The organism is Methylobacterium sp. ap11, from assembly GCF_900110515.1.
Taxonomy (GTDB): domain Bacteria; phylum Pseudomonadota; class Alphaproteobacteria; order Rhizobiales; family Beijerinckiaceae; genus Methylobacterium; species Methylobacterium ajmalii.
Map to the genome: position 1 here is coordinate 74,966 of NZ_FOEB01000019.1, position 20,293 is coordinate 95,258.

Sequence of the window (20,293 nt, forward strand, 5' to 3'; positions counted from 1 at the left end):
TTTGTTGCAACTTGCGACACATTTACGAAACGTTCCGGAATGTACCGTAACGTCCGTTCGATTGTAGTGGTCGATGGGACGGACGATCCGATGAGAATTCCCCTGCGTGCGCGACTGTACGGCGGTTTCGCGCTCCTGGCGGTGCTGGTCGCGGTGATGGGCGGCTTCTCGTACCGGCAGACCGACAGCCTCGACGACCTGTTCACGCAGAAGGCGCAGCTCGAGCAGGCGGCGCGCGAACTCTACACGCTGAACGGCCTGACCGACCGCTTCGCGGCCCAGAGCCTGAAGTACCGCACGACCCAGACCGACGAGATGGCGGCCGGGATGCAGGCGAGCCTGTCGGACGTCGTGCAGCTCGCCGAGGGGCTGATGCAGCGGGCGCTCTCGGAGGATCGGCGCGTCCTCTATGCCGGCCTGCGAGAGCAGGCGAGCCGCCTCGTCGCCGAGATGCCGCGGTTCGCCGCCCTCGGCGTGCAGATCCGCGAGAACAAGGCCGGCGTCTACACCTCTGGCGACGACCTGACCAAGGCCTCGGGCGCCCTCGTCGCCCAGCTGCGCGCGGGCGGCGACGATGCGGTCCTCGCCCAGGCGGTGGAGATCGAGCGGACCCTGCTGCTGTTCCGCGTGATGAACTGGCGCTTCCTCGCCACCACCGACCCGAAGACCCGCACGCTCTCGGCCGCGCAGTTCACCAGCGCCGAGGCGACGATCGCGAAGCTGAAGACCCTCGACCTCAGCCCGGCGCAGCGGCGCGACCTCGGCGCGGTGGAGGAGACGCTCCATCGCCTCAACCGCCACATCACCGCGGCGTCCGCGGCGATCCTCGAGAGCGAGGCGCTCTACGAGCGGACCCTGAAGCCCCAGGCCGAGGCGATCGCCGCTGCCGGCGCCGTCGTGCGCGGCAAGCTCGATGCCGCGCTCCAGGAGGTCGCGGCCCGCAGCAGCGAGACGATGGACTCCGCCAAGCGGGTGCAGGCCGGGCTCCTCGCCGTGATCCTGGCGATCAGCCTCGCGCTCGCGATCCTGATCGCCCGCGGCATCACCCGCCCGATCTCCGGCATGACCCGCGCGATGAGCCGCCTGGCCGCCGGCGAGACCGCCGTGGCGATCCCGTCCCGGGACGCGACCGACGAGATGGGCGAGATGGCCCGCGCCGTCGAGGTGTTTCGCCAGAACGCGATCGCGCGGCTCGCGCTCGAGGCCGACCAGGCGGCGCAGGCCTCCGCCCGCCAGCGCCGCGCCGACCGGGTCGACGCCCTCGTCGCCGCGTTCCAGCAGCGGGTCGCCGGCTCGCTCGGGATCGTGACCTCGGCCGCCACCGAGCTCGACGCCACCGCCCGCTCGATGAACCAGGTCGCCGACGGCACCAACGCCCAGGCGGTCGCCTCCAGCGCCGCCGCCGAGGAGACCTCCGCCAACGTCCAGACCGTCGCGGCGGCCGCCGAGGAGATGGTCGCCTCCCTGCGCGAGATCGAGCGCCAGGTGATCCAGTCGCGCGAGGTCGCCGGCCACGCCGCCCACGAGGCCGCGGCCACCAACGGCGCCATGGCGAGCCTCGGCAATGCCGCGACCCAGATCGGGGCCGCCGTCACCACGATCTCGGCCATCGCCTCGCAGACCAACCTCCTGGCGCTCAACGCCACCATCGAGGCGGCCCGCGCCGGTGACGCCGGCCGCGGCTTCGCGGTGGTCGCCGCGGAAGTGAAGGAGCTCGCCGGCCAGACGGCGCGGGCGACCGAGGAGATCGGCGGCCAGATCGCGGCGATCCAGGCCGCCACCGATCAGGCGACCACCGCCATCCGGCAGATCGGCGGCACGATCGCGGCGTTGAACGAGATCGGCGGCGCCATCGCGGCGACGGTGGTGGAGCAGACGGCGGCGACCGCCGAGATCTCCCGCAACGCCTCCGAGGCGGCCCGCGGCACCCAGGACGTCTCGTCGAGCGTCGCCCGCGTGCGGTCGCTCGCCGACCAGACCGGCGGCGCGGCCTCCCAGGTGCTCTCGGCCGCCGCCGAGCTGGCGACCCAGTCGCTGACCGTCAAGCAGGAGGTCGACGGCTTCCTGGGCGAGATCCGGGCGGCGTGAGGACGGCGCGGGGCGGACCTACCGGTCCGTCCCGCTCAGCGGATTGCCCGGGTCCCAGGCGTAGGACAGGGTCTCGAAGCGCAGGGAGCGGGCGTCGACCATCAGCAGGCGCCCGACCAGCGGCTCGCCGAAGCCCGCGACGGCGCGGATCACCTCGAGCGCCATCAGCGATCCCATCAGGCCGGCGAGCGCGCCGAGCACCCCGGCCTCGGCGCAGGTCGGCACCGAGCCGGCGGGCGGCGGGCTCGGGAAGAGGCAGCGATAGGTCGGGTTCGGCCGGCCGTCGGCGCCGGTCTCGTGGGCCCGGATCGTGGTGAGCGAGCCGTCGAACTGGCCGAGCGCCGCGGTCACCAGCGGCCGGCCGGCGCGGTAGCAGGCATCCGAGACGGCGTAGCGGGTGGCGAAGTTGTCCGAGCCGTCGGCGACGAGGTCGTAGGCGGCGATCAGCCCCTCGGCGTTCTCGGGGTTCAGCCGCAGGGCGTGGGTCTCGACCCGGACGTTCGGGTTGAGCCGCGCGATGGCATCTGCCGCGCTCTCGACCTTCGGCCGGCCGAGATCCGGCGTGCCGTGGATCACCTGGCGCTGCAGGTTCGAGAGCGAGACCGTGTCGTCGTCGACGAGCCCGATCGTGCCGATGCCGGCGGCGGCGAGGTACTGGATCAGCGGCGCGCCGAGGCCGCCGGCGCCGATCACCAGCACCCGGGCCGCCTTGAGGCGGACCTGGCCGGGGCCGCCGACCTCCCGCAGCACGATGTGGCGGGCGTAGCGTTCGATCTCGTCGGGGGTGAGCGCGGTCATGGGCCCTGGTTAAGCGAGAGGCGGGGCGCGGGGAAGGCCCCCGGGATGCGCGGTTCTCACGCGCGGCGTTCGGCGCTAGAGCATTTTCCGACGAAGTGGACACCGGTTCGTCGATAGAAAATGCGGCAAAACCAATAACCTAGAGCAGCGCCCGGTTGCAGAGCGATCGGGCGCTGCTCTAGGGCTCGCGGCGACCGACTCCTCGCCTTCCTGCGGATGCGCCCCGTGACCGTGACCGATGCCCATTCTCCCCTCGCCCTGGCCCAGGGGCTGATCCGCTGCCCCTCCGTGACGCCGCAGGAGGGCGGGGCGCTCGCCTACCTGGCGGAGATCCTGGCCGCGGCCGGGTTCACGGTCGAGCGGCCGGTCTTCTCGGAGCCGGGCACGCCCGACATCGAGAACCTCTACGCCCGCCTCGGCGAGGGCCCGTGCCTGCTGTTTGCCGGCCACACCGACGTGGTGCCGCCGGGCGACGCCTCGGCCTGGCGCCACGGCCCGTTCGAGGGCGTCATCGAGGGCGGCGAGCTGTTCGGCCGCGGCGCGGTCGACATGAAGGGCGGCATCGCCTGCATGCTGGCGGCGGTGCTGGCCTTTCTCGGCCGACGCGGGCCGGATTTCGGCGGCGCCATCGCGTTCCTGATCACCGGCGACGAGGAGGGGCCGGCGGTGAACGGCACCGTCAAGCTCCTCGACTGGGCGCGGGCGCGGGGCGAGCTTTTCGCCCACTGTCTGCTGGGCGAGCCGACCAACCCGGACACGCTCGGCGAGATGATCAAGATCGGCCGGCGCGGTTCGCTGACGGCCAACCTCACCGTGCACGGGGTCCAGGGCCACGTCGCCTATCCGCACCGGGCCGAGAACCCGATTCCCGGCCTCCTGCGCCTGGCGCAGGGGCTGCTCGCCGAGCCGCTCGATGCGGGAACGGCGCATTTCGACGCCTCGAACCTCGAATTCACCACGATGGATGTCGGCAATCCGGCGACCAACGTGATTCCGGCCGAGGCGCGGGCGACCTTCAACATCCGCTTCAACGACCTCTGGACGCCCGAGACCCTGGCCGCCGAGCTGGAGCGGCGCCTGGCCGCCGCCGCCGGCAACGCCGTGCGCTACAGCCTCGACGTCCGCCCGACCAACTCCGTCGCCTTCCTCACGCAGCCCGACGCCTTCGTCGAGCAGGTGGCGGATGCGATCGAGGCCGAGACCGGCCGCCGGCCGGCCCTCTCGACCACCGGCGGCACCTCGGACGCGCGCTTCATCAAGGATGCCTGCCCGGTGATCGAGTTCGGCCTCGTCGGACGGACGATGCACCAGGTCGACGAGCGGGTGGCGGTTGCCGATCTCGACCGGCTGGCGGCGATCGTCGGGCGGGTGCTCGACGCCTATTTCCCCGCCGATGGTGCGACGCAGCGACAGGCTTGACCGGTCTTAGACGAAAGTTGAATCTGGCGGCCTCGATCCCGGAGGCCGCCGATGTTCCTGAGTGCTGACGAGGTGGCCCGCTCGCTGCGCGGCACCGCCGGGCTGATCGGCCGCCGGCCCGACGCCCTGCGCCATTTCGACGTGAGCGAGCGCGGCTTCTGGCGCTCCTTCGGGGCGGTCTGGCTCACCGCCCCGGCGGTCACGGTGGCGCTCGCCCTGGAGCGCGGGACCGGCACCGCGCTCTTTCAGCTCGACCACGTCACCCTGGCGGCGGTCGCCGGGATCGCCGCGGGGTTCCTCGCGGTGCCGGTGGCGATGATCGCGGTCCTGCGCCGGCTGGGCCGGACCCGGGCCTACGTGCCCTTCGTGGTCGTCACCAACTGGTGCCTGGCGGCGGGGCTGACGGTGCTGGCCCTGCCGGGCTGCCTGCTGCTCCTCGGCCTCGCCACGCCGGGCCTCGCGGAGCTCTACGCCGCCGCCTTCGGGGTGGTGGTGCTGTGGCTGCACGCCCGCGCCGCCCGGGTGATCCTCGGCCTGCCGGGGCCGGTCGCGGCTCTGGTCACGCTCGCGTGCTTCGGGCTCGTCCTGGGCTTTGCCGGCGGGGCGCACGCGCTGGTGTGATCGCCGCCTGGCCCTGCGGCGGACCGCTCAATGCCCGGCGGGCGGCAGGTATCGGATCGCGGCGATCAGAATACCGACCCCGGCGGCGGCCAGCGTGCCGAGCTTCACGACCATCCGTTGTTCGAGGAGCTTCAAGTCGGCGCGGCCGGCTGCCAGGCCGAGATCCATACGATGGGAGAGGTCCGCGAGCTTGTGGGAAAGGTCCGAGATCTTCGCATCCAGGCGATCTTTGGTCTCCCGAAGATCCGTCTTCAGCCGATTCTCGGTCTCTCGGAGATCCGACCGCAGCGCGACTTCGCTTTCCCGTAGATCGACCTTGGTCGCCAGCGACGCCAGATCCGATTCGCGCCCGTCCCTCAGCACGCCCGTGATGGCTTCGGCCTGATCCTCCGACAGGCCGGAGGCCTTGAGACGGCGGACCAGGGCATAGGTATCGAAGGCAACGGCGGTCATGGTCGGGCGCCCGGCTCTCGTATCGCCGACGATGTCAGAAACGCATGACCCGGACAAGCGGTTCGATGACGTTGGGTCAGGCAAGGTCCGCCGGGTAATCCACCCCGATCAGCGTCAGCCCACCCGAGGGCGCCAGCGGCCCGCAGCGGGTGCGGTCGCGGGAATCGAGCACGTCGCGCACGCCCTGCGGGGTGAGCCGGCCGCCGCCGGCGAGCATCAGGGTGCCGACCATGCCGCGGACCTGATGGTGCAGGAACGAGCGCGCCGCCGTGACGACGACGATCTCCTCGCCCTCCCGCGCCACGTCGAACCGGTCGAGGGTGCGCACCGGGCTGTTGGCCTGGCACTCCGCCGCCCGGAAGGCGGAGAAATCGTGCCGGCCGAGCATCAGCTGCGCGGCCTCGTGCATCAGGCCGGCGTCGAGCGCCCAGGGCACGTGCCAGACGAAGCCGCGGGTGAGCGCCGGGGGTGAGCGGCGGTTGAGGATGCGGTAGCGGTAGTGGCGCTTGATCGCCGAGTGGCGGGCGTCGAAGTCCGGCCCGACCTCTTCCGCCGAGATCACCGCCACCGGCTCGGGGCGCAGATGGGCGTTGGCGGCGTCGCGCACGGTGTCGGTGCGCCACGGCTTGTCGAGGTCGAGATGGACGACCTGATGCGTGGCGTGCACGCCGGCATCGGTGCGCCCGGCGCAATGCACCCGCACCGGGCCGCCGACGAAGCGGGCGATGGCCTCCTCCAGCGCCTGCTGCACCGAGCGGTCGGCGGCCTGGCGCTGCCAGCCGGCGAAGGCGGTGCCGTCATACTCGACGACGAGCTTGTAGCGGGGCATCAGGCGAGGCGGGCGCCCGGGGCGAGCTGCCGGCCGCGGGAAAAATCCTCGAACGGCATCGCACCCTTGCCGGCCGGCTGGACCGTGACGAGCCGCAAGGCCCCCTCGCCGCACGCGACCGTGCCGGCGGCGTCGAGCAGCGTGCCGGGCTCGCCCGACCCTTCCGCCCGGCGCGCCCGCAGCACCTTCACCCGCTCCGGCCCGCGGCCGAGATCGGCCATCAGGTAGGCACCCGGGAACGGCGACAGGCCGCGGATCCGGTCGTAGAGGTCCTTGGCCGGCCGCGAGAGATCGAGCCGTGCTTCCTCGTTGGTGATCTTGTGGGCGTAGGCGATGCCCTCCGGGCTCTGGGCCCGGAACTGCAGGTTGCCGCGCTCGAGCGCACCGAGCGCCCGCGCCATCAGGTCGGCGCCGAGCGGCATCAGCCGGTCGTGCAGCTCGCCGGCGGTCATGTCGGGGGTGATGCCCACCCGCTCCAGCATCCCGACCGGGCCGGTATCGAGGCCCGGCTCCATCTTCATCACGGCGACGCCGGTCTCCTCGTCCCCCGCCATCACGGCGCGCTGGATCGGCGCGGCGCCGCGCCAGCGCGGCAGCAGGGAGGCGTGGAGGTTGAGGCAGCCCAGGGCCGGCGCGTCGAGGATCGCCGGCGGCAGGATCATGCCGTAGGCCACCACCACGGCGACGTCGGCCCCGTGGGCGCGAAACGTTTCCGCCGCCTCCTCGGTGCGCAAGGTCGTCGGCGTCAGCACGGGGAGCCCGAACTTCTCGGCCAGCGCGTGGACCGGCGAGGGCCGCAGGGCCATGCCGCGGCCGGCAGGAGCCGGCGCGCGGGTATAGACCGCCGCGACCTCGTGGCCGCCGCCGACGATCTCGGCCAGCGTCGGCACCGCGAAATCCGGGGTGCCCATGAACACGACCTTGAGCGGCATGTCAGGCGGCTTCGCGCTTGGCCGCCTTGGCGAACTTCTTCATCACCCGGTCGCGCTTGAGCTTCGACAGGTGGTCGATGAACAGCACGCCGTTGAGGTGGTCGATCTCGTGCTGGAGGCAGGTGGCCAGCAGCCCGTCGGCCTCCTGCTCCACGGTCTCGCCGTCGAGGGTGCGGAATCGAACCCGCACCCGGTCGGGCCTGATCACCTCGGCATAGTAGTCCGGGATCGACAGGCAGCCCTCCTCGTAGGGGCGGGTCTCCTCCGAGGTCCAGACGATCTCGGGATCGAGGAGGACGAGCGGCTTGCGGTCCTCCTTCTCCTTCGAGGTGTCGATGGTGACGATGCGCACCGCCTCGCCGATCTGGATACCGGCCAGCCCGACGCCGGGGGCGTCGTACATCGTCTCCAGCATGTCCTCGGCGAGCTTCCGCACGTCGCCGGTGATCGTGCCGACCGGCGCCGAGATCTCGCGCAGGCGCGCGTCCGGCAGGATGACGAGGGGACGGATGCTCATTCGGGTGCCAGCAAAGTCGGGGAACCGGGCGCCGAGGGGCACCCGCAAGTCCTCGGGAAATAAGGAGTCGCGTCCGCCGGGTCAAACCCGATGATGGCCGACGCTAGAACGCGGTGCGCTGCCGGATCGCCGCCGACAGGGTCCCCTCGTCGAGGTAGTCGAGCTCGCCGCCGACCGGCACGCCGTGGGCGAGCCGCGTCACCTTGATCTGAAGGTGGGTCAGGAGCTCGGTGACGTAATGGGCGGTGGTCTGACCGTCGACGGTGGCGTTGAGCGCCAGGATCACCTCGCGCATCTCGGGCGCGCTCACCCGCTCGACCAGGCGGCCGAGGTTCAGGTTCTCGGGCCGCACCCCGTCCAGCGCCGAGAGCACGCCGCCGAGTACGTGGTAGCGCGCCGTCACGGCGCCCGAGCGCTCCAGGGCCCAGAGGTCCGACACGTCCTCGACCACCACCAGCATCGAGGGGTCGCGGCTCTGGTCGCGGCAGATCGTGCAGGGATCCTGCGTGTCGACGTTGCCGCATTCGTGGCAGACGACGATCCGGTCGGAGGCGACCTTCATGGCGTCGGCGAGGGGCGCCAGCAGCGTCTCGCGCTTCTTGATGAGCTGGAGGGCGGCCCGCCGGGCCGAGCGCGGCCCGAGGCCGGGCATGCGGGCCAGGAGCTGGATCAACCGCTCGATTTCCGGACCCGCGACGGCCTGGGGCATGGGGTGTGGGACTTTCGTATCCGCCGGACGATCGAATCAAAGGCGCGGGATCCCCTCTCCCGTATGGGAGAGGGGTAGGGGCGATCGAAGATCGCGCAGGGTGGCTCGGCTTCAGCAATGACCCTGAACCGTCGAGCTGCGCAGCTCGACGCTCTGCGACTCACACTGAACCGCGGCACCCTCACCCCCGACCCCTCTCCCACACGGGAGAGGGGGGAGTGCCCCTCCGATCGAACGGCAAGAGGCTGGAGGCTAGAACGGCAGCTTCATGCCGGGTGGCAGCGGCAGGCCCTTGGTCAGATCCTGCATCCGCTCCTGGGCGGCCCGCTCCGCCTTGGCCTTGGCGTCGTTGAGGGCGGCGACGATCAGATCCTCGAGGATCTCCTTCTCGTCCGGCACCAGCAGCGCGGGATCGAGGGTGAGGCCCTTCACGTCGCCCTTCGCGGTCATCGTCACCGAGACGGAGCCGCCGCCCGACGCGCCCGTGACCTGAACGCCGTCGAGCTCGGACTGAAGGTCGGCCATCTTCTGCTGCATGGCCTGGGCCTGCTTCATCAGTCCCATGATGTCCATGGCGGCGTCCTCGCGGTGTGAGAGAGAAGTTCGTCGAACGGGATGTGGGGCGCCGAGGGCCCGCCGGCTACAGGTCCGGGTCGTCGGAATCCGGCGGCGGGATGTCGTCGGGCTCCGACGGGTCGGCGGCCTTGTCGCGCACGTCGACGATCTGTGCGCCCGGGAAGCTCTTGAGCACCGCCTGGACCAGCGGGTGGCTCGCCGCGCCCTGGTGGCGGCTCGCGACCGCGGCCTTGGCCCGGGCGTCGAGCGTCGCCTCGCCGGTCTCCTGCGACAGGGCCACCACCCAGCGCCGGCCGGTCCAGGCATGGAGCGCGTTGGCGAGGTCGGTGGCCAGCGTCGCCCGTCCGCCTTCGGCGAGGCGCAGCTCGATCCGGCCGTCCTCGAACCGGACCAGATGCGCCTCGCGCTCCAGCGCCATCTTGAGGCCGATGTCGCGGCGCTCGTCGGCGAGCGCCACCACGTCCTCGAACCGGCGCAGGCGCGGGCCGGACTCGGCCTTCGGCGCCACCTGCGGGGCAGGCCGGGACTCCGGCGCCGACGGCACCAGGGTCGGGCGCGGCATCGCCGGGGCCGGGGCGGGCGCGGGCGGCATCTCGGCGCGCACCTCCGGCAGGGCGCGCAGGGCCGGCGCGGCCGAACCCGCGGCCCGCAGGGCGGTGACCGGTGCGGGGGCCGCCGACATCACGGGCGCCGCCGCCCGGACGGGCGCGCCCGCCGTCGCGGAGGCACCGGACGGGGCCGGGCTCGGCGCCCGGGCCGGCAGGGCGAGGCTGCCGCCGTCGCGGATCTGGCGCAGGGCCTCGTCGGGGGTCGGCAGGTCGGCGGCGTAGATCAGGCGCACCAGCGCCATCTCGGCCGCGGCGAGCGGCCGGGCCGCGGCCTGTACCTCGGGGATGGCCTTGAGCAGGATCTGCCAGGCGCGCGACAGCGCCCGCACCGAGAGCCGGTCGGCGAAGTCGCCGCCGCGCACCCGCTCGACCTCGCTGAGCGAGGTGTCGGAGCGCGCGGAGTCGGGCGCCAGCTTGAGGCGGGTGACGAGATGGGTGAACTCGGCGAGGTCGGCCAGCACCACCGCCGGGTCGGCGCCGGATTCGTGCTGGGAGCGCAGCTCCGAGAAGCTCGCCGGCACGTCGCCGCGCATCGCCGCCTCGAACAGGTCGACGACCCGGGCGCGGTCGGCGAGCCCGAGCATGTCGCGCACCGTCTCGGCGGTGACGTGGCCGGCGCCGTGGGCGATCGCCTGGTCGAGGAGCGATAGCGAATCGCGCACCGAGCCCTCGGCGGCCCGGGCGATGGCGGCGAGCGCCTCGGCCTCGGCCGAGACGCCTTCCGCGTCGCAGATTTTTTGCAGGTGGGCGATCAGGGCCCCGGCCTCGACCCGGCGCAGGTCGAAGCGCTGGCAGCGCGACAGGATGGTGACCGGAACCTTGCGGATCTCGGTGGTGGCGAAGACGAACTTCGCGTGCGGCGGCGGCTCCTCCAGCGTCTTCAGGAAGGCGTTGAACGCCTTCTCGGACAGCATGTGGACCTCGTCGACGATGTAGACCTTGTAGCGCGCCGAGACCGGGGAGTAGCGGATGCCGTCGATGATCTGGCGGACGTCGTCGATGCCGGTATGCGAGGCGGCGTCCATCTCCAGCACGTCGATGTGCCGGGATTCCATGATGGCGGCGCAGTGCAGGCCGAGCGTCGGCAGCCGGATCGTCGGCCCGGCATTCGGGTCGTCGGGGAGCGCGTAGTTGAGGCCGCGGGCGAGGATCCGGGCGGTGGTGGTCTTGCCGACCCCGCGCACGCCGGTGAGCATCCAGGCCTGCGGGATGCGGCCGGCCTCGAAGGCGTTCGCCAGGGTGCGCACCATGGCGCCCTGGCCGATCAGGTCGTCGAAATCCTTGGGGCGGTACTTGCGCGCCAGAACCCGGTAGGCGGGGGCCGGCGGCTGGCCGGCGCTCTGCTTCGGCGCGGCGCCGAACCCGGGGAGACCCGGCTCGTCGATCGAGGGCGTGCCGGAGGTCTCGTCCATGCGCTCGCAGGGTCGTGAGGGCGGCCCCCGGAGAGGGGGCGCACGCGCTCCTGAAAGGGGAGGGGTGGGAGGCTGGACGAAAACCCGCTCGGTCTCGTTAGGGCTGCTTCCTTCCGGACCTGACCCGGTTGGCGAGTGAAACGTCCCTCGCCAACCTCCCGAGGCCTATATGGCGGGACGTCGCCGGAAACGCAAGCGCGGGTCGGACCCGGTGCATGACTCTCCCGGGGCGGCGCGTTGTAAGAGCCTCACCGTCACCGGAGTCTCCGCCGCATGCGCCTTTCGCTCCTCGCCCTCTGCCTCCTGTCCGCGACCGCCGCCGCGGCCGCCCCCTCCTACGGGCCCGAGCTCGAAGGGTTCGACTATCCCTATCCGGTGAAGCGCCACGCCGTCGCGTCGCAGGGGCAGGACCTGTCGATGGCCTACATGGACATCGTGCCGGAGCGCCCGAACGGCGGCACGATCGTGCTGCTCCACGGCAAGAATTTCTGCGCCGCGACCTGGGGCGACACGGCCGGCGTCCTGGCGCGCGCCGGCTACCGGGTGCTCGCCCTCGACCAAGTCGGCTTCTGCAAGTCGTCGAAGCCCGCGGGCTACCAGTTCAGCTTCCAGCAGCTCGCCACCAACACCCACGGGCTGCTCGCCTCCCTCGGCATCGCCAAGGCGACGATCGTTGGGCATTCGATGGGCGGGATGCTGGCCGCCCGCTACGCCCTGATGTTCCCCGAGGCGGTCGACCAGCTCGTGATGGTCGATCCGCTCGGGCTCGATGACTGGCAGGCCAGGGGCGTGCCCTACCAGACGATCGACGCGGCCTACGCCGCCGAGCGCAGGACGAGCGCGGCGAGCATCAAGGCCTACCAGCTCAAGTTCTACTACGACGGCCAGTGGAAGCCGGCCTACGACCGCTGGGTCGACATGCAGGCCGGGCTCTATGCGGGACCGGGCGCGGAGCGGGTGGCCCTCAACCAGGCCCAGACCTCCGACATGGTGTTCACCCAGCCGGTGGTGCACGAACTCGACCGCCTGCGCGTGCCGACGGTGCTGATGGCCGGGACCAAGGACCGGACCGCGCCGGGCGCCAACCGGGCGACGCCGGAGGTCGCCGCCACCCTCGGGCGCTACGACCGGCTCGCGCCGGAGGTGGCGGGACGGATCCCGGGCGCCCGGCTGGTGATGTTCGAGGGGCTGGGCCACGCGCCGCAGGTCGAGGCGCCGGACCGGTTCCACGAGGCGCTGCTGCGGGAGCTGGCGGCGCGCTGAGCCTCCCCGCTCTACCCTCGCAGCAACGCCGACAGATCCTCCGGCAGGTCGCCCCGCCGGGCCCGCTCGGCGAGGCACAGGAGCAGGGCCACGCTCGGCCCGTCGGTGATCGCGCCCGACAGGGCCTCGTCCAGGGCCGCGGCGAAGGGCAGGCGGCGCAGGCGCAGGCTCTCCTGCGGGTCGGGATGCGAGGGGCCGCGCGTGAGGTTCCAGGCAACGAAGCCCGGGACCCGCTCGCTCGAGATGCCCGGTGAGGCGTCGAGGCGCAGCAGTTCGAGCCAGGATCCGGCCTCGTCCCCGGTTTCCTCCGACAGCTCGCGGCGGGCCGTGGCCAGCGCGTCGTCGGAGACCGAGCCCGAGCCGCGCGGCAGCTCCCAGGTGAAGCGGTCGAGGACGTAGCGGTACTGCCCGATCAGGGTGACCCGCCCCGCGGGGTCGACCGGCAGCACCGCGACGCCGAACACCTTGAAGCGCAGCGCGACGTGCGGGTGCTCGCGGCCGGATTCGTGGCGCAGCTGGTCGAGGTCGACGCCGAGGTAGCGGTCCTCGTAGCGGCGCTCGCGCGAGAGCGTCACCCAGGGGTTGGTGCGGTCGGTCATGCGCGGGTGTCATCCGTGGCGGTCCCGCATCCGTGCAGGATGCGGGCCGGCAACGCGGGGAGGGCGCGAAAGATCGCCGTCCCGGGCGCGCTCACAGCGTCTCCAGCAGCCGCTGCATCAGCCGCAGGCGCGGCGCGATCGAGGAGATCAAGCCGTATTCCTGGAGCGTGTGCGCGCCGTCGCCGTCGATGCCGAGGCCGTCGAGGGTCGGGATGCCGAGCGCCGCGGTGAAGTTGCCGTCCGAGCCGCCGCCGGTGAGCGGCACCGCGCCGAGGTCGAGCCCGAGCTCGTCGCGGGCGAGCGCCTTGGCGTGGGCGTAGAGGCCGGCGCCGGCCTCGGCGTCGTAGGGCGGCCGGTTCATGCCGCCGGTCACCGTGACGCGGAAATCCGGCGTGGCGGCGAGCCCGAGGATCCGGCCGGCATAATTCTCGCCGTCGGCGGCCGTGACGACCCGCAGGTCCACGGCGAAGCGGCAATGCTGGGGCACGACGTTCTCGGCGGTGCCGCCGAGAATCGTCCCGACCGTGGTGGTGACGCCGCGGGCGTAATCGGTCAGCCCCTCGATCTCGAGGATCAGCCGGGCGGCCTCCCGGATGGCGTTGCGGCCGTCGGCGTGGCGGGTGCCGGCATGCGAGGGACGGCCCTCGACATGGACGTCGAAGCGGCCCACCCCTTTTCGCCCGGTCACCACCTTGCCGCCGTCGCGGCCGGGCTCGGTGACGAGCACCGCGGCGCTCGTCCGGCCGAGATCCTCGATGAGGCCACGGGTCGATTGCGAGCCGGTCTCCTCGTCGCTGCTGAACAGGAAGGTGAGCGGGCGCCGCGCGAGGCCGCCACGCGCCGCCGCCGCGAAGGCCTGGAGCGCCAGCCAGGCGCCGCCCTTCATGTCGTAGACGCCCGGGCCGTAGAGCCGGTCGCCCTCGACCCGCACCGGCAGGTCGTTCGCGAGCGTGCCGACCGGGTGCACGGTGTCGAGGTGGGACAGGACCAGGATGCCGGGCTCGCCCGTCCGAGGGCCGGCCCGCAGGATCAGGTTGTCGCCGAAGCCGTCACGGCCCGGCACCCGCTCGGCGGCGAGCCCGAGGCCGGCGGCCTCCCCGGCGACGAGGTCCATCATCCGGTTGACGCCCTCGACCGAGTCCGTCGGGCTCTCCACCGCCAGCCAGCGCGAGATCGCCGCGACGGCATGCTCGGGCGATAGGTCGGTCGGATGCGGGGAGGGGGTCATCGGGGGCCTCGGCAGGAATGATCTAACAGCGCGGACGCGCCACCGCTTCGGCGCGCAGATTGCGGCGCAATCAAGAAACGCGTCTCAGGTCTCCACCAGCCCGGTCGTGCTGCCCGAGGCCTCGGAATCCGGCCGTCCGTGCGGCAGGGCGAGGTATTCCTCCGAGCGCATCTCGATCAGGCGCGAGACCGTGCGCTCGAACTCGAACGCCTCGCGGCCGGAATCCGCCAGGTACAGCCCGGTCGGCTCGGCGGCGGCGGAGGCGAGTAGCTTGGTGCGGGTGTCGTAGAGCGCGTCGACCAGGATGATGAAGCGCTTGGCCTCGTTGCGCTGCGCCAGGTCCATCACCGGGATGGCGTCCACGATCACGGTGTGGAAGCGCTCGGCCAGAGCCAGGTAGTCGGCCGCACCGAGCGGACGGGCGCAGAGATCCGGGAAGGTGAAGCGGGCGACGCCGCCGGCGGCCTCGGGGATCGCCACGTCGTGGCCCTTGACCTGGATCGCCGTCGGCCGGCCCTGGGCCTCGCCGGACAGGGCCCGGAACGCGCCCGTGAGGGCGGCCGCCGCCGCGTCGTCCGCCGGCACGTGGTAGACCGGGCTGCCGCCGAGCTTCTCCAGGCGGAAATCGGTGCGCGAATCGAGCCGCACGACCGCGACCCGCTCCTTGAGCTGGTCGATGAAGGGCAGGAACAGGGCGCGGTTGAGGCCGCCCTCGTAGAGGCGGTCGGGCTCGACGTTCGAGGTCGCCACCATCACGGTGCCGCGGGCAAACAGCGCCGTGAACAGCCGCCCGAGGATCATCGCGTCGGCGATGTCGGTGACCGTGAACTCGTCGAAGCAGAGGAGCCGCGCCTCCGCCGCCAGGGCCTCGGCCACCGGCGCGATCGGGTCGTCGCCCCGTGCCGTGCCCTGCTTCACCGCCTGGCGGTGGCGGTGGATGCGCTCGTGCACGTCGCCCATGAAGGCGTGGAAATGCACCCGGCGCTTCGGGGCCGGGGCCTCCTCGTGGAAGAGGTCCATCAGCATGGTCTTGCCGCGGCCGACGAGGCCCCAGACGTAGAGGCCGCGCGGGCCCGCCACGGGCTCGGGCTTGCGGCCGAACAGCCGGCCGAGCACGCCCGGGCTCGCCGGCGGCGGCACCGCGGCGAGGTCGCGGATCACCCCGTCGAGGCGGGCGACGAGGTCGGTCTGGGCGGGATCGCGCTCGATCGCGCCCGATGCCACCAGGGCGTCGTAGCGGGCGGCGACCGGGCCGGCGGCGGCGGAAGCGGGGCTTTGGGTCACGGGATGGGGCTTATCCCGCGGGGCCGGCCCGCGCAATGCGGTGAGATCATGGCGGCCGCATGCGCCCGGGGCACGGCCGTCGTGCCGTGCGGCCCCGGAACGGCGTCCCTATCTGCTGCATTGCACAATCCCGGTTTCGGCCGGGCCCGGTTTCGGCCGGGATGGGGAAACGCTCGAGATCGTGCCGTCCTTGTCCGGAGTGCACCTCGAGAATGCCAGACACCCGAACCATCCCCGCCGGCACCCTGGTCCGGCGCCTCTGGTCGAGCGACCGCGACGCGGTCGTCACGCTGTTTCGCGACCTCGACCCCGAATCCCGCTTCGACCGCTTCATGGGCACGGTGAGCGAGGCGGCGGCCGCGGCCTACGCCTCGCACGCCGTGTCCGCCGAGGGCCTGGTCTTCGGCGCCTTCGCGGACGGAATCCTGCGCGGCGTCGGCGAGCTGCGGCCGACGGGCGCCTCCGCGGAGGCCGAGATCGCCTTTGCGGTGGCGCCCGGCCATCGCGGCCGCGGCCTCGGCGGCGCCCTCGGCGCGCGCCTGGCCGAGGCCGCCCGCAACGCCGGCACGCGGAGGATCCACCTGCGCTGCCTGCCGGGCAACCGGCGGATGCGAGCGCTCGCCCGACACCTCGGTGCCGAGTTCCGCCTCGGCGGCCGGGAGGTCCATGCCGTCCTGGCGCTGAGCCCGCCGACACTGTTCTCGCTCTGGCGCGAGGGCGTCGAGGGCCTGTTCGACGCGGCCGCCGCGGTCTCGGCCGCGTGGCCGACGGTGCCGCTCGCCTGACGGCCGCACGCCGCGGCTCCGGGACGTGCTGAACGAAATCCGAAATCAAGGCCGGATGCCGCCACCATCCGGCCCCGCCCGCGCCGGATTGTCCGGGTCAAACCGGATCCGAGACAGCAGGAGGGGAGATCCCGATGCAGCCCGTCCGATCCACCCGCGGCGACGAGACCGCCGCGCTCGAACGCTCCGTCGCGGCGGCGCTCCGCACCATCGCGGCGGTCCAGGCCGAGCGCAGCGCGCCGCAGGTCCGCTCCGCCCGCCTGCGGCTCGCGACGATCTACGGCGTCACCCGCCTGCAGCGGCGGCGCGAGCGCGAGCGCGCCGCCGGCTGAGTTCGGCCGGCGGTAGGCGCGCGACCCCGCGGCCGCCCTCCGTCAAGCCTGGCTGCGCGCCAGCTCCCAGCCCCGCTCGGCGAGCGCGATGCCGAGCGCGCCCTTCTGGCTCGCCTCGTCGCTCGACGCGTTGCCGGCCTTCGAGCGCGCGAGCACGCCCTCCAGGATCACCGCCAGGCGAAACAGCGCGAAGGCGACGTGGAACGGGGTGATGCCGTCCTTGCGCCCGGTCCGCTCGCAGTAGCGGCGCACGTACTCGTCCTGGGTCGGGATGCCGAGCGCCGGCAGGTCGCGCCCGAGCATGCCCCGGTAGGCGGTCGGGTCGGTGTTGTAGGCGATGCAGTTGTAGCCGAGGTCGGCGAGCGGGTGGCCGAGGGTGGCGAGCTCCCAGTCGATGATGCCGATCACCCGCGGCTCGGTCTTGTGGAAGATCATGTTGTCGAGCCGGAAGTCGCCGTGGACGATCCGTGTCTCGTCGCTGTCGGCCGGGATGTGGGCCGGCAGCCACTCGGCGAGGCGGTCGATCGCGGCGTTCTCGCGGGTCTTCGAGGCGGTCCATTGCTTCGACCAGCGCTCGACCTGGCGCTGGAAGTAGTTGCCGGCGCGCCCGAAATCGGAAAGTCCGATCGCCGCCGGATCGACGAGGTGGAGCCGCGCCAGCGCCTCGTTCATCCCGTGATAGATTCCGGCCCGCTCCTCGCGCGGCAATTCGGGCAGCATCGGGTCCCAGAACACCCGGCCGTGCAGCCGCTCCATCAGGTAGAACGGCGTGCCGATGACGGACGGGTCGGCGCAGAAGGCGACCGCCTGCGGCACCGGCACGTCGGTGCGCGACAGGGCCTGCAGCACCCGGAACTCCCGGTCGACCGCGTGGGCCGAGGGCAGGAGCTTGCCCGGCGGCTGCTTCCTCAGCACGTACTCGCCGGCCTCTGCCATCACCAGGAAGGTCGGGTTCGACTGCCCGCCGCGCATCTGCCGCAACTCGTGCAGGGCGCCCAGCCCCTGCTCCCGCAGGAAGGCCTCCAGGGCCTCGGTCGGGAAGCGGTGCGCCTCGCGCACCGGAATGGTCTCGGGCAGGTCCGACGGGGATGGGGCAGTCATGCGACCTTCGCGGCCTCTCGCGTGCGTTTCCGGGGCGGGACCTTGCCCCACCGGCGCGGCGGGGTCATTCCTGCACCGCAGCAATTCGGCGAAGCGGCGGTGTAGCCCACTGATTTCGCCGCATTTTCCGGCAATCGGGTGGGCAAGCGCACCGCCCGCGACTAGAGTTCCCGCATGATTCGCGCATTCCTCCTGGCCGCCGCCGGCCTGTCCCTCCTCGTCCTGCCCGCCGCGGCCAAGCCGAAGCCCAAGGCCGAGGCCGCCCCCGCCAGCCTTCAGGCGAGCCCGATCGGCACCTTCGGCGACTGGAACGTCTTCGCCGCCGGCGAAGGCAAGGCGCGCCTCTGCTACGCCATCAGCCAGCCGCAGGTGCGGCTGCCCAAGAGCCTCAAGCGCGATCCGGCCTATCTCTTCGTCACCGTCCGCAAGGGCGAGAGAGTCAACAACGAGGTCGCAGTGATGCTGGGCTTCGCGCCCAAGCCCGGCAGCGCCCAGGCCACCACGGCGGCGGCCAACGGCGCCGTGCCGAGCCCGAGCGCCGCCGACCCCAGCCTGACGATCGGCGCGGCCCGCTACGCGCTGGTAGTGAAGGGCAGCAACGCCTGGGTCCAGAACCCCGCCGACGAGAGCAAGGTCGTCTCCGAGATGGGCCGGGGCAAGAAGGTCGTCGTCAAGGCGGTCTCGCAGCGCGGCAACGCCTCGATCGACGAATACGCCCTCGACGGCTTCGGCGAGGCGATGAAGCGCACCCGCGAGGAGTGCAAATAATCCCGCAAGCAATACCGACGGCCGTTTGAGGCCCCGGTGGTTCTGTTCACGGGACGGGACGCGGGAGGCTGGGCGGGACGGCCGAGAGCGTGACCCCTCCCCTCTGCGTGCGCGGGGCGGGAGAGGGGAGCCCGCTTCCGGAAAAGACTGAACCGTTCTGACGGGCGCCCTCTGGATCAGCGTCGCGCTGCCCCTCTCCCGGCCTGCTCCGCAGGCCACCCCGCGGAGGGGGAGGGGTCTTGCGCGGCAGCCGTCGCACCTGCTCCGCACAATCCGTCATGTCACAGACCCTGGGTTCGGTTTTCGAATGCTCGCCAAATCTTGACTTGGCCTCGAACATCCGAGATGGGTCAACATTCTAATGCATCGGCGTCTCAGCGCCTGTTTGACCGATCGACATACTCTATCCCATCAGCAACCTCATCCTGAGGTGTTAGTCGATCAACGATCGACTGGCCTCGAAGGAGGGCTCCAGAAGTCTCCGAGATCACTGGATCCCTCCTTCGAGGCTCACTGCGTTCACACCTCAGGATGAGGTGGAGGGTTAGGATAGAAAATTCTCTTGCGATTGCGTCGTCACAAGTCAAACAGGCTTTTAGGCTGTTGGTATGTGACGTCCAAAGTCATCCATCCCACGAGGCGGGCCAGCCGGACCCGCCCGAATGAGCGTCTTAGAGCGCTTCACGATCGCGTTGCAATTGCGAAGCTCTCTAGATTTTTGATTTTGCCGCATTTTCTTCGACGAACCGGTTTCCACTTCGTCGGAAAATGCTCTAGTCGGCGAGTTCCCGCTTCAGCCCGCGCCGCGTCCGGTGGCGCTCCAGCGCCAGGTCGATCAGGCGGGTCAGCAGGTCCGGATAGGGGATGCCGGAGGCCTCCATCATCTTCGGGTACATGCTGATCGAGGTGAAGCCCGGCAGGGTGTTGACCTCGTTGAGGTAGAACTCGCCGCTCTGGCGGTCGAGGAAGAAGTCGATCCGGGCCATGCCGCTGCATTCGAGGGCCTCGAAGGCCAGCAACGCCAGCGCGCGGACCCGCTCCATCTGCTCCGGGCCGATCCTGGCCGGCAGGTCGACGCTGGCGCCCTCGGGGTCGAGGTACTTGGCGGCGTAGGAGTAGAAGTCGTGGTGGGCCTGCGGGTTCAGCTCGCTGGCGACGCTGACGAAGGGCGGGGCGCCGTCGAGCACCGCCACCTCGACCTCGCGGGCATCGATGCCCTGCTCGACCAGGACCTTGACGTCGTACCGGAACGCGTCGGCGAGGGCCGCCGGCAGGTCGGCCCAGGCCTTCACCTTATGGATGCCGACGCTGGAGCCCATGTTGCAGGGCTTGACGAAGACCGGGAGCGTCATGGCGCGCGCGATGTCGTCGAGGGAGACCGCCCCGCGCTCGTAGGCGCTGCGGGTGAAGGCGCGGTAGGGGGCGATCGGGATGCCGGCGAGGCCGGCCAGCCGCTTGGTGACGTCCTTGTCCATGCCGACCGCCGAGGCCAGCACGCCCGAGCCGACATAGGCCGTCTCGGTCAGCTCGAGCAGGCCCTGGAGCGTGCCGTCCTCGCAGAGCGGCCCGTGCAGGACCGGGAACACCACGTCGATCTCGGCGCGCTCCGGCGCGCCCGCGAGGTTCGCCACGGCGGCGCGCCCGTCCGCGGCGGCGGCGAGGCGCACCTCGGGGCTCTCCGGCGGGATCGCCAGGGATTCGTCGCCGGTCTGGGTGATCCGGCGCAGGTCGTGGCGCTGCCAGCGCCCGGCCTTGTCGATGCTGACCGGGATCACCTCGAACCGGTCCCGGTCGAGATGGCGGATCACGGAGGCCGCCGAGCGCAGCGAGACCTCGTGCTCGCCGGATCGGCCGCCGTACAGGACGGCGACTCGGGTCTTCTCGGTCATGCGCACACCCTCGGTCACCTGCAACCACGCCTGCCCGCCGCGGGGGATCGCGGGCGGGGGCCTGATTATCGCTCGGGGAAGA

General features: G+C 72.0%; 20 protein-coding genes and 1 other RNA gene. 7 read left to right on the plus strand and 14 right to left on the minus strand.

The genetic code is table 11. The features are described from left to right. The first annotated feature begins 90 nt into the window (after positions 1-90). Positions 91-2,088, plus strand: a complete 1,998-nt coding sequence (locus BMX97_RS23080) for a methyl-accepting chemotaxis protein (protein ID WP_177202320.1) — start codon at positions 91-93, stop codon at positions 2,086-2,088. Positions 2,089-2,106: 18 nt separating this feature from the next. Here BMX97_RS23080 and moeB read toward each other — a convergent pair whose 3' ends face one another. Continuing rightward, positions 2,107-2,886, minus strand: a complete 780-nt coding sequence (gene moeB, locus BMX97_RS23085) for a HesA/MoeB/ThiF family protein (RefSeq protein WP_091753576.1) — start codon at positions 2,884-2,886, stop codon at positions 2,107-2,109. Positions 2,887-3,102: 216 nt separating this feature from the next. Here moeB and dapE point away from each other — a divergent pair, with 216 nt between their 5' ends. Together dapE and BMX97_RS23095 are read left to right on the plus strand one after the other, a co-directional pair. Continuing rightward, positions 3,103-4,305, plus strand: coding sequence for a succinyl-diaminopimelate desuccinylase (gene dapE, locus BMX97_RS23090; protein ID WP_091753577.1), 1,203 nt, complete (start codon positions 3,103-3,105; stop codon positions 4,303-4,305). Positions 4,306-4,356: 51 nt separating this feature from the next. Beyond that, positions 4,357-4,926, plus strand: coding sequence for a hypothetical protein (locus tag BMX97_RS23095; protein WP_091753578.1), 570 nt, complete (start codon positions 4,357-4,359; stop codon positions 4,924-4,926). Positions 4,927-4,953: 27 nt separating this feature from the next. On the opposite strand, the gene BMX97_RS23100 is transcribed toward BMX97_RS23095, so the two are convergent. The 8 genes from BMX97_RS23100 to ffs all read right to left on the minus strand — a co-directional run bounded on the left by BMX97_RS23100 (position 4,954) and on the right by ffs (position 11,122). Next, the gene (locus tag BMX97_RS23100) at positions 4,954-5,379 is read right to left on the minus strand and encodes a coiled-coil domain-containing protein (protein WP_091753579.1); all 426 of its coding nucleotides are present in this window, start codon (positions 5,377-5,379) and stop codon (positions 4,954-4,956) included. A gap of 76 nt (positions 5,380-5,455) precedes the next feature. Next, entirely contained in the window at positions 5,456-6,208 is a 753-nt protein-coding gene (gene truA / locus BMX97_RS23105) for a tRNA pseudouridine(38-40) synthase TruA (RefSeq protein WP_091753580.1), read from the minus strand. Then, positions 6,208-7,140, minus strand: a complete 933-nt coding sequence (gene fmt / locus BMX97_RS23110; RefSeq protein WP_091753581.1) for a methionyl-tRNA formyltransferase — start codon at positions 7,138-7,140, stop codon at positions 6,208-6,210. The genes truA and fmt overlap by 1 nt, the downstream gene beginning before the upstream one ends. 1 nt (position 7,141) lies before the next feature. Then, positions 7,142-7,657, minus strand: a complete 516-nt coding sequence (gene def, locus BMX97_RS23115) for a peptide deformylase (protein ID WP_048461565.1) — start codon at positions 7,655-7,657, stop codon at positions 7,142-7,144. A 103-nt stretch (positions 7,658-7,760) separates the two neighbouring features. Further along, entirely contained in the window at positions 7,761-8,366 is a 606-nt protein-coding gene (recR, locus tag BMX97_RS23120) for a recombination mediator RecR (protein ID WP_091753582.1), read from the minus strand. Positions 8,367-8,618: 252 nt separating this feature from the next. Then, positions 8,619-8,939 carry a YbaB/EbfC family nucleoid-associated protein gene (locus tag BMX97_RS23125; RefSeq protein WP_048431602.1) on the minus strand — a complete coding sequence of 107 codons (321 nt, stop codon included), beginning with the start codon at positions 8,937-8,939 and terminating at the stop codon, positions 8,619-8,621. A 67-nt stretch (positions 8,940-9,006) separates the two neighbouring features. Next, positions 9,007-10,962, minus strand: a complete 1,956-nt coding sequence (locus tag BMX97_RS23130) for a DNA polymerase III subunit gamma/tau (RefSeq protein WP_091753583.1) — start codon at positions 10,960-10,962, stop codon at positions 9,007-9,009. A 63-nt stretch (positions 10,963-11,025) separates the two neighbouring features. Next, positions 11,026-11,122, minus strand: an RNA gene (gene ffs / locus BMX97_RS23135) — signal recognition particle sRNA small type. 113 nt (positions 11,123-11,235) lie between these two features. Here ffs and BMX97_RS23140 point away from each other — a divergent pair. Then, positions 11,236-12,225, plus strand: coding sequence for an alpha/beta fold hydrolase (locus BMX97_RS23140; protein WP_091753584.1), 990 nt, complete (start codon positions 11,236-11,238; stop codon positions 12,223-12,225). Between the two features lie 11 nt (positions 12,226-12,236). Here the strand turns inward: BMX97_RS23140 and BMX97_RS23145 are convergent, their stop codons facing one another. From BMX97_RS23145 to zapE, 3 genes are all read right to left on the minus strand, one after another. After that, complete coding sequence (locus BMX97_RS23145) at positions 12,237-12,824, minus strand: NUDIX domain-containing protein (protein ID WP_091753585.1); 588 nt, start codon at positions 12,822-12,824, stop codon at positions 12,237-12,239. Between the two features lie 91 nt (positions 12,825-12,915). Continuing rightward, positions 12,916-14,052 (minus strand): M20 family metallopeptidase, encoded by a 1,137-nt coding sequence (locus BMX97_RS23150; protein WP_091753586.1) that lies wholly within the window; start codon positions 14,050-14,052, stop codon positions 12,916-12,918. 84 nt (positions 14,053-14,136) lie between these two features. Next, complete coding sequence (zapE, locus tag BMX97_RS23155; protein ID WP_091753587.1) at positions 14,137-15,336, minus strand: cell division protein ZapE; 1,200 nt, start codon at positions 15,334-15,336, stop codon at positions 14,137-14,139. A 212-nt stretch (positions 15,337-15,548) separates the two neighbouring features. Between zapE and BMX97_RS23160 the strand changes: the two genes are divergently transcribed. Continuing rightward, the gene (locus BMX97_RS23160) at positions 15,549-16,121 is read left to right on the plus strand and encodes a GNAT family N-acetyltransferase (protein ID WP_091753588.1); all 573 of its coding nucleotides are present in this window, start codon (positions 15,549-15,551) and stop codon (positions 16,119-16,121) included. Positions 16,122-16,255: 134 nt separating this feature from the next. Next, the gene (locus BMX97_RS23165; protein WP_060848418.1) at positions 16,256-16,453 is read left to right on the plus strand and encodes a hypothetical protein; all 198 of its coding nucleotides are present in this window, start codon (positions 16,256-16,258) and stop codon (positions 16,451-16,453) included. Positions 16,454-16,495: 42 nt separating this feature from the next. On the opposite strand, the gene BMX97_RS23170 is transcribed toward BMX97_RS23165, so the two are convergent. Beyond that, the gene (locus BMX97_RS23170; protein WP_091753589.1) at positions 16,496-17,554 is read right to left on the minus strand and encodes a phosphotransferase; all 1,059 of its coding nucleotides are present in this window, start codon (positions 17,552-17,554) and stop codon (positions 16,496-16,498) included. Positions 17,555-17,728: 174 nt separating this feature from the next. On the opposite strand from BMX97_RS23170, the gene BMX97_RS23175 reads away from it, so the two are divergent. After that, positions 17,729-18,322 (plus strand): invasion associated locus B family protein, encoded by a 594-nt coding sequence (locus BMX97_RS23175; protein WP_091753590.1) that lies wholly within the window; start codon positions 17,729-17,731, stop codon positions 18,320-18,322. 773 nt (positions 18,323-19,095) lie between these two features. Here BMX97_RS23175 and BMX97_RS23180 read toward each other — a convergent pair. Continuing rightward, positions 19,096-20,211, minus strand: coding sequence for a D-alanine--D-alanine ligase family protein (locus BMX97_RS23180; RefSeq protein ID WP_091753591.1), 1,116 nt, complete (start codon positions 20,209-20,211; stop codon positions 19,096-19,098). Positions 20,212-20,293 lie beyond the last annotated feature (82 nt).

What these genes read in the sequence shown, in the direction of transcription:
- BMX97_RS23080 (WP_177202320.1), top strand. Translation starts at nt 91, where the DNA reads ATGAGAATTCCCCTGCGTGCGCGACTGTACGGCGGTTTCGCGCTCCTG.
- moeB (WP_091753576.1), bottom strand. Translation starts at nt 2,886, where the DNA reads ATGACCGCGCTCACCCCCGACGAGATCGAACGCTACGCCCGCCACATC.
- dapE (WP_091753577.1), top strand. Translation starts at nt 3,103, where the DNA reads ATGCGCCCCGTGACCGTGACCGATGCCCATTCTCCCCTCGCCCTGGCC.
- BMX97_RS23095 (WP_091753578.1), top strand. Translation starts at nt 4,357, where the DNA reads ATGTTCCTGAGTGCTGACGAGGTGGCCCGCTCGCTGCGCGGCACCGCC.
- BMX97_RS23100 (WP_091753579.1), bottom strand. Translation starts at nt 5,379, where the DNA reads ATGACCGCCGTTGCCTTCGATACCTATGCCCTGGTCCGCCGTCTCAAG.
- truA (WP_091753580.1), bottom strand. Translation starts at nt 6,208, where the DNA reads ATGCCCCGCTACAAGCTCGTCGTCGAGTATGACGGCACCGCCTTCGCC.
- fmt (WP_091753581.1), bottom strand. Translation starts at nt 7,140, where the DNA reads ATGCCGCTCAAGGTCGTGTTCATGGGCACCCCGGATTTCGCGGTGCCG.
- def (WP_048461565.1), bottom strand. Translation starts at nt 7,657, where the DNA reads ATGAGCATCCGTCCCCTCGTCATCCTGCCGGACGCGCGCCTGCGCGAG.
- recR (WP_091753582.1), bottom strand. Translation starts at nt 8,366, where the DNA reads ATGCCCCAGGCCGTCGCGGGTCCGGAAATCGAGCGGTTGATCCAGCTC.
- BMX97_RS23125 (WP_048431602.1), bottom strand. Translation starts at nt 8,939, where the DNA reads ATGGACATCATGGGACTGATGAAGCAGGCCCAGGCCATGCAGCAGAAG.
- BMX97_RS23130 (WP_091753583.1), bottom strand. Translation starts at nt 10,962, where the DNA reads ATGGACGAGACCTCCGGCACGCCCTCGATCGACGAGCCGGGTCTCCCC.
- BMX97_RS23140 (WP_091753584.1), top strand. Translation starts at nt 11,236, where the DNA reads ATGCGCCTTTCGCTCCTCGCCCTCTGCCTCCTGTCCGCGACCGCCGCC.
- BMX97_RS23145 (WP_091753585.1), bottom strand. Translation starts at nt 12,824, where the DNA reads ATGACCGACCGCACCAACCCCTGGGTGACGCTCTCGCGCGAGCGCCGC.
- BMX97_RS23150 (WP_091753586.1), bottom strand. Translation starts at nt 14,052, where the DNA reads ATGACCCCCTCCCCGCATCCGACCGACCTATCGCCCGAGCATGCCGTC.
- BMX97_RS23160 (WP_091753588.1), top strand. Translation starts at nt 15,549, where the DNA reads ATGCCAGACACCCGAACCATCCCCGCCGGCACCCTGGTCCGGCGCCTC.
- BMX97_RS23165 (WP_060848418.1), top strand. Translation starts at nt 16,256, where the DNA reads ATGCAGCCCGTCCGATCCACCCGCGGCGACGAGACCGCCGCGCTCGAA.
- BMX97_RS23170 (WP_091753589.1), bottom strand. Translation starts at nt 17,554, where the DNA reads ATGACTGCCCCATCCCCGTCGGACCTGCCCGAGACCATTCCGGTGCGC.
- BMX97_RS23175 (WP_091753590.1), top strand. Translation starts at nt 17,729, where the DNA reads ATGATTCGCGCATTCCTCCTGGCCGCCGCCGGCCTGTCCCTCCTCGTC.
- BMX97_RS23180 (WP_091753591.1), bottom strand. Translation starts at nt 20,211, where the DNA reads ATGACCGAGAAGACCCGAGTCGCCGTCCTGTACGGCGGCCGATCCGGC.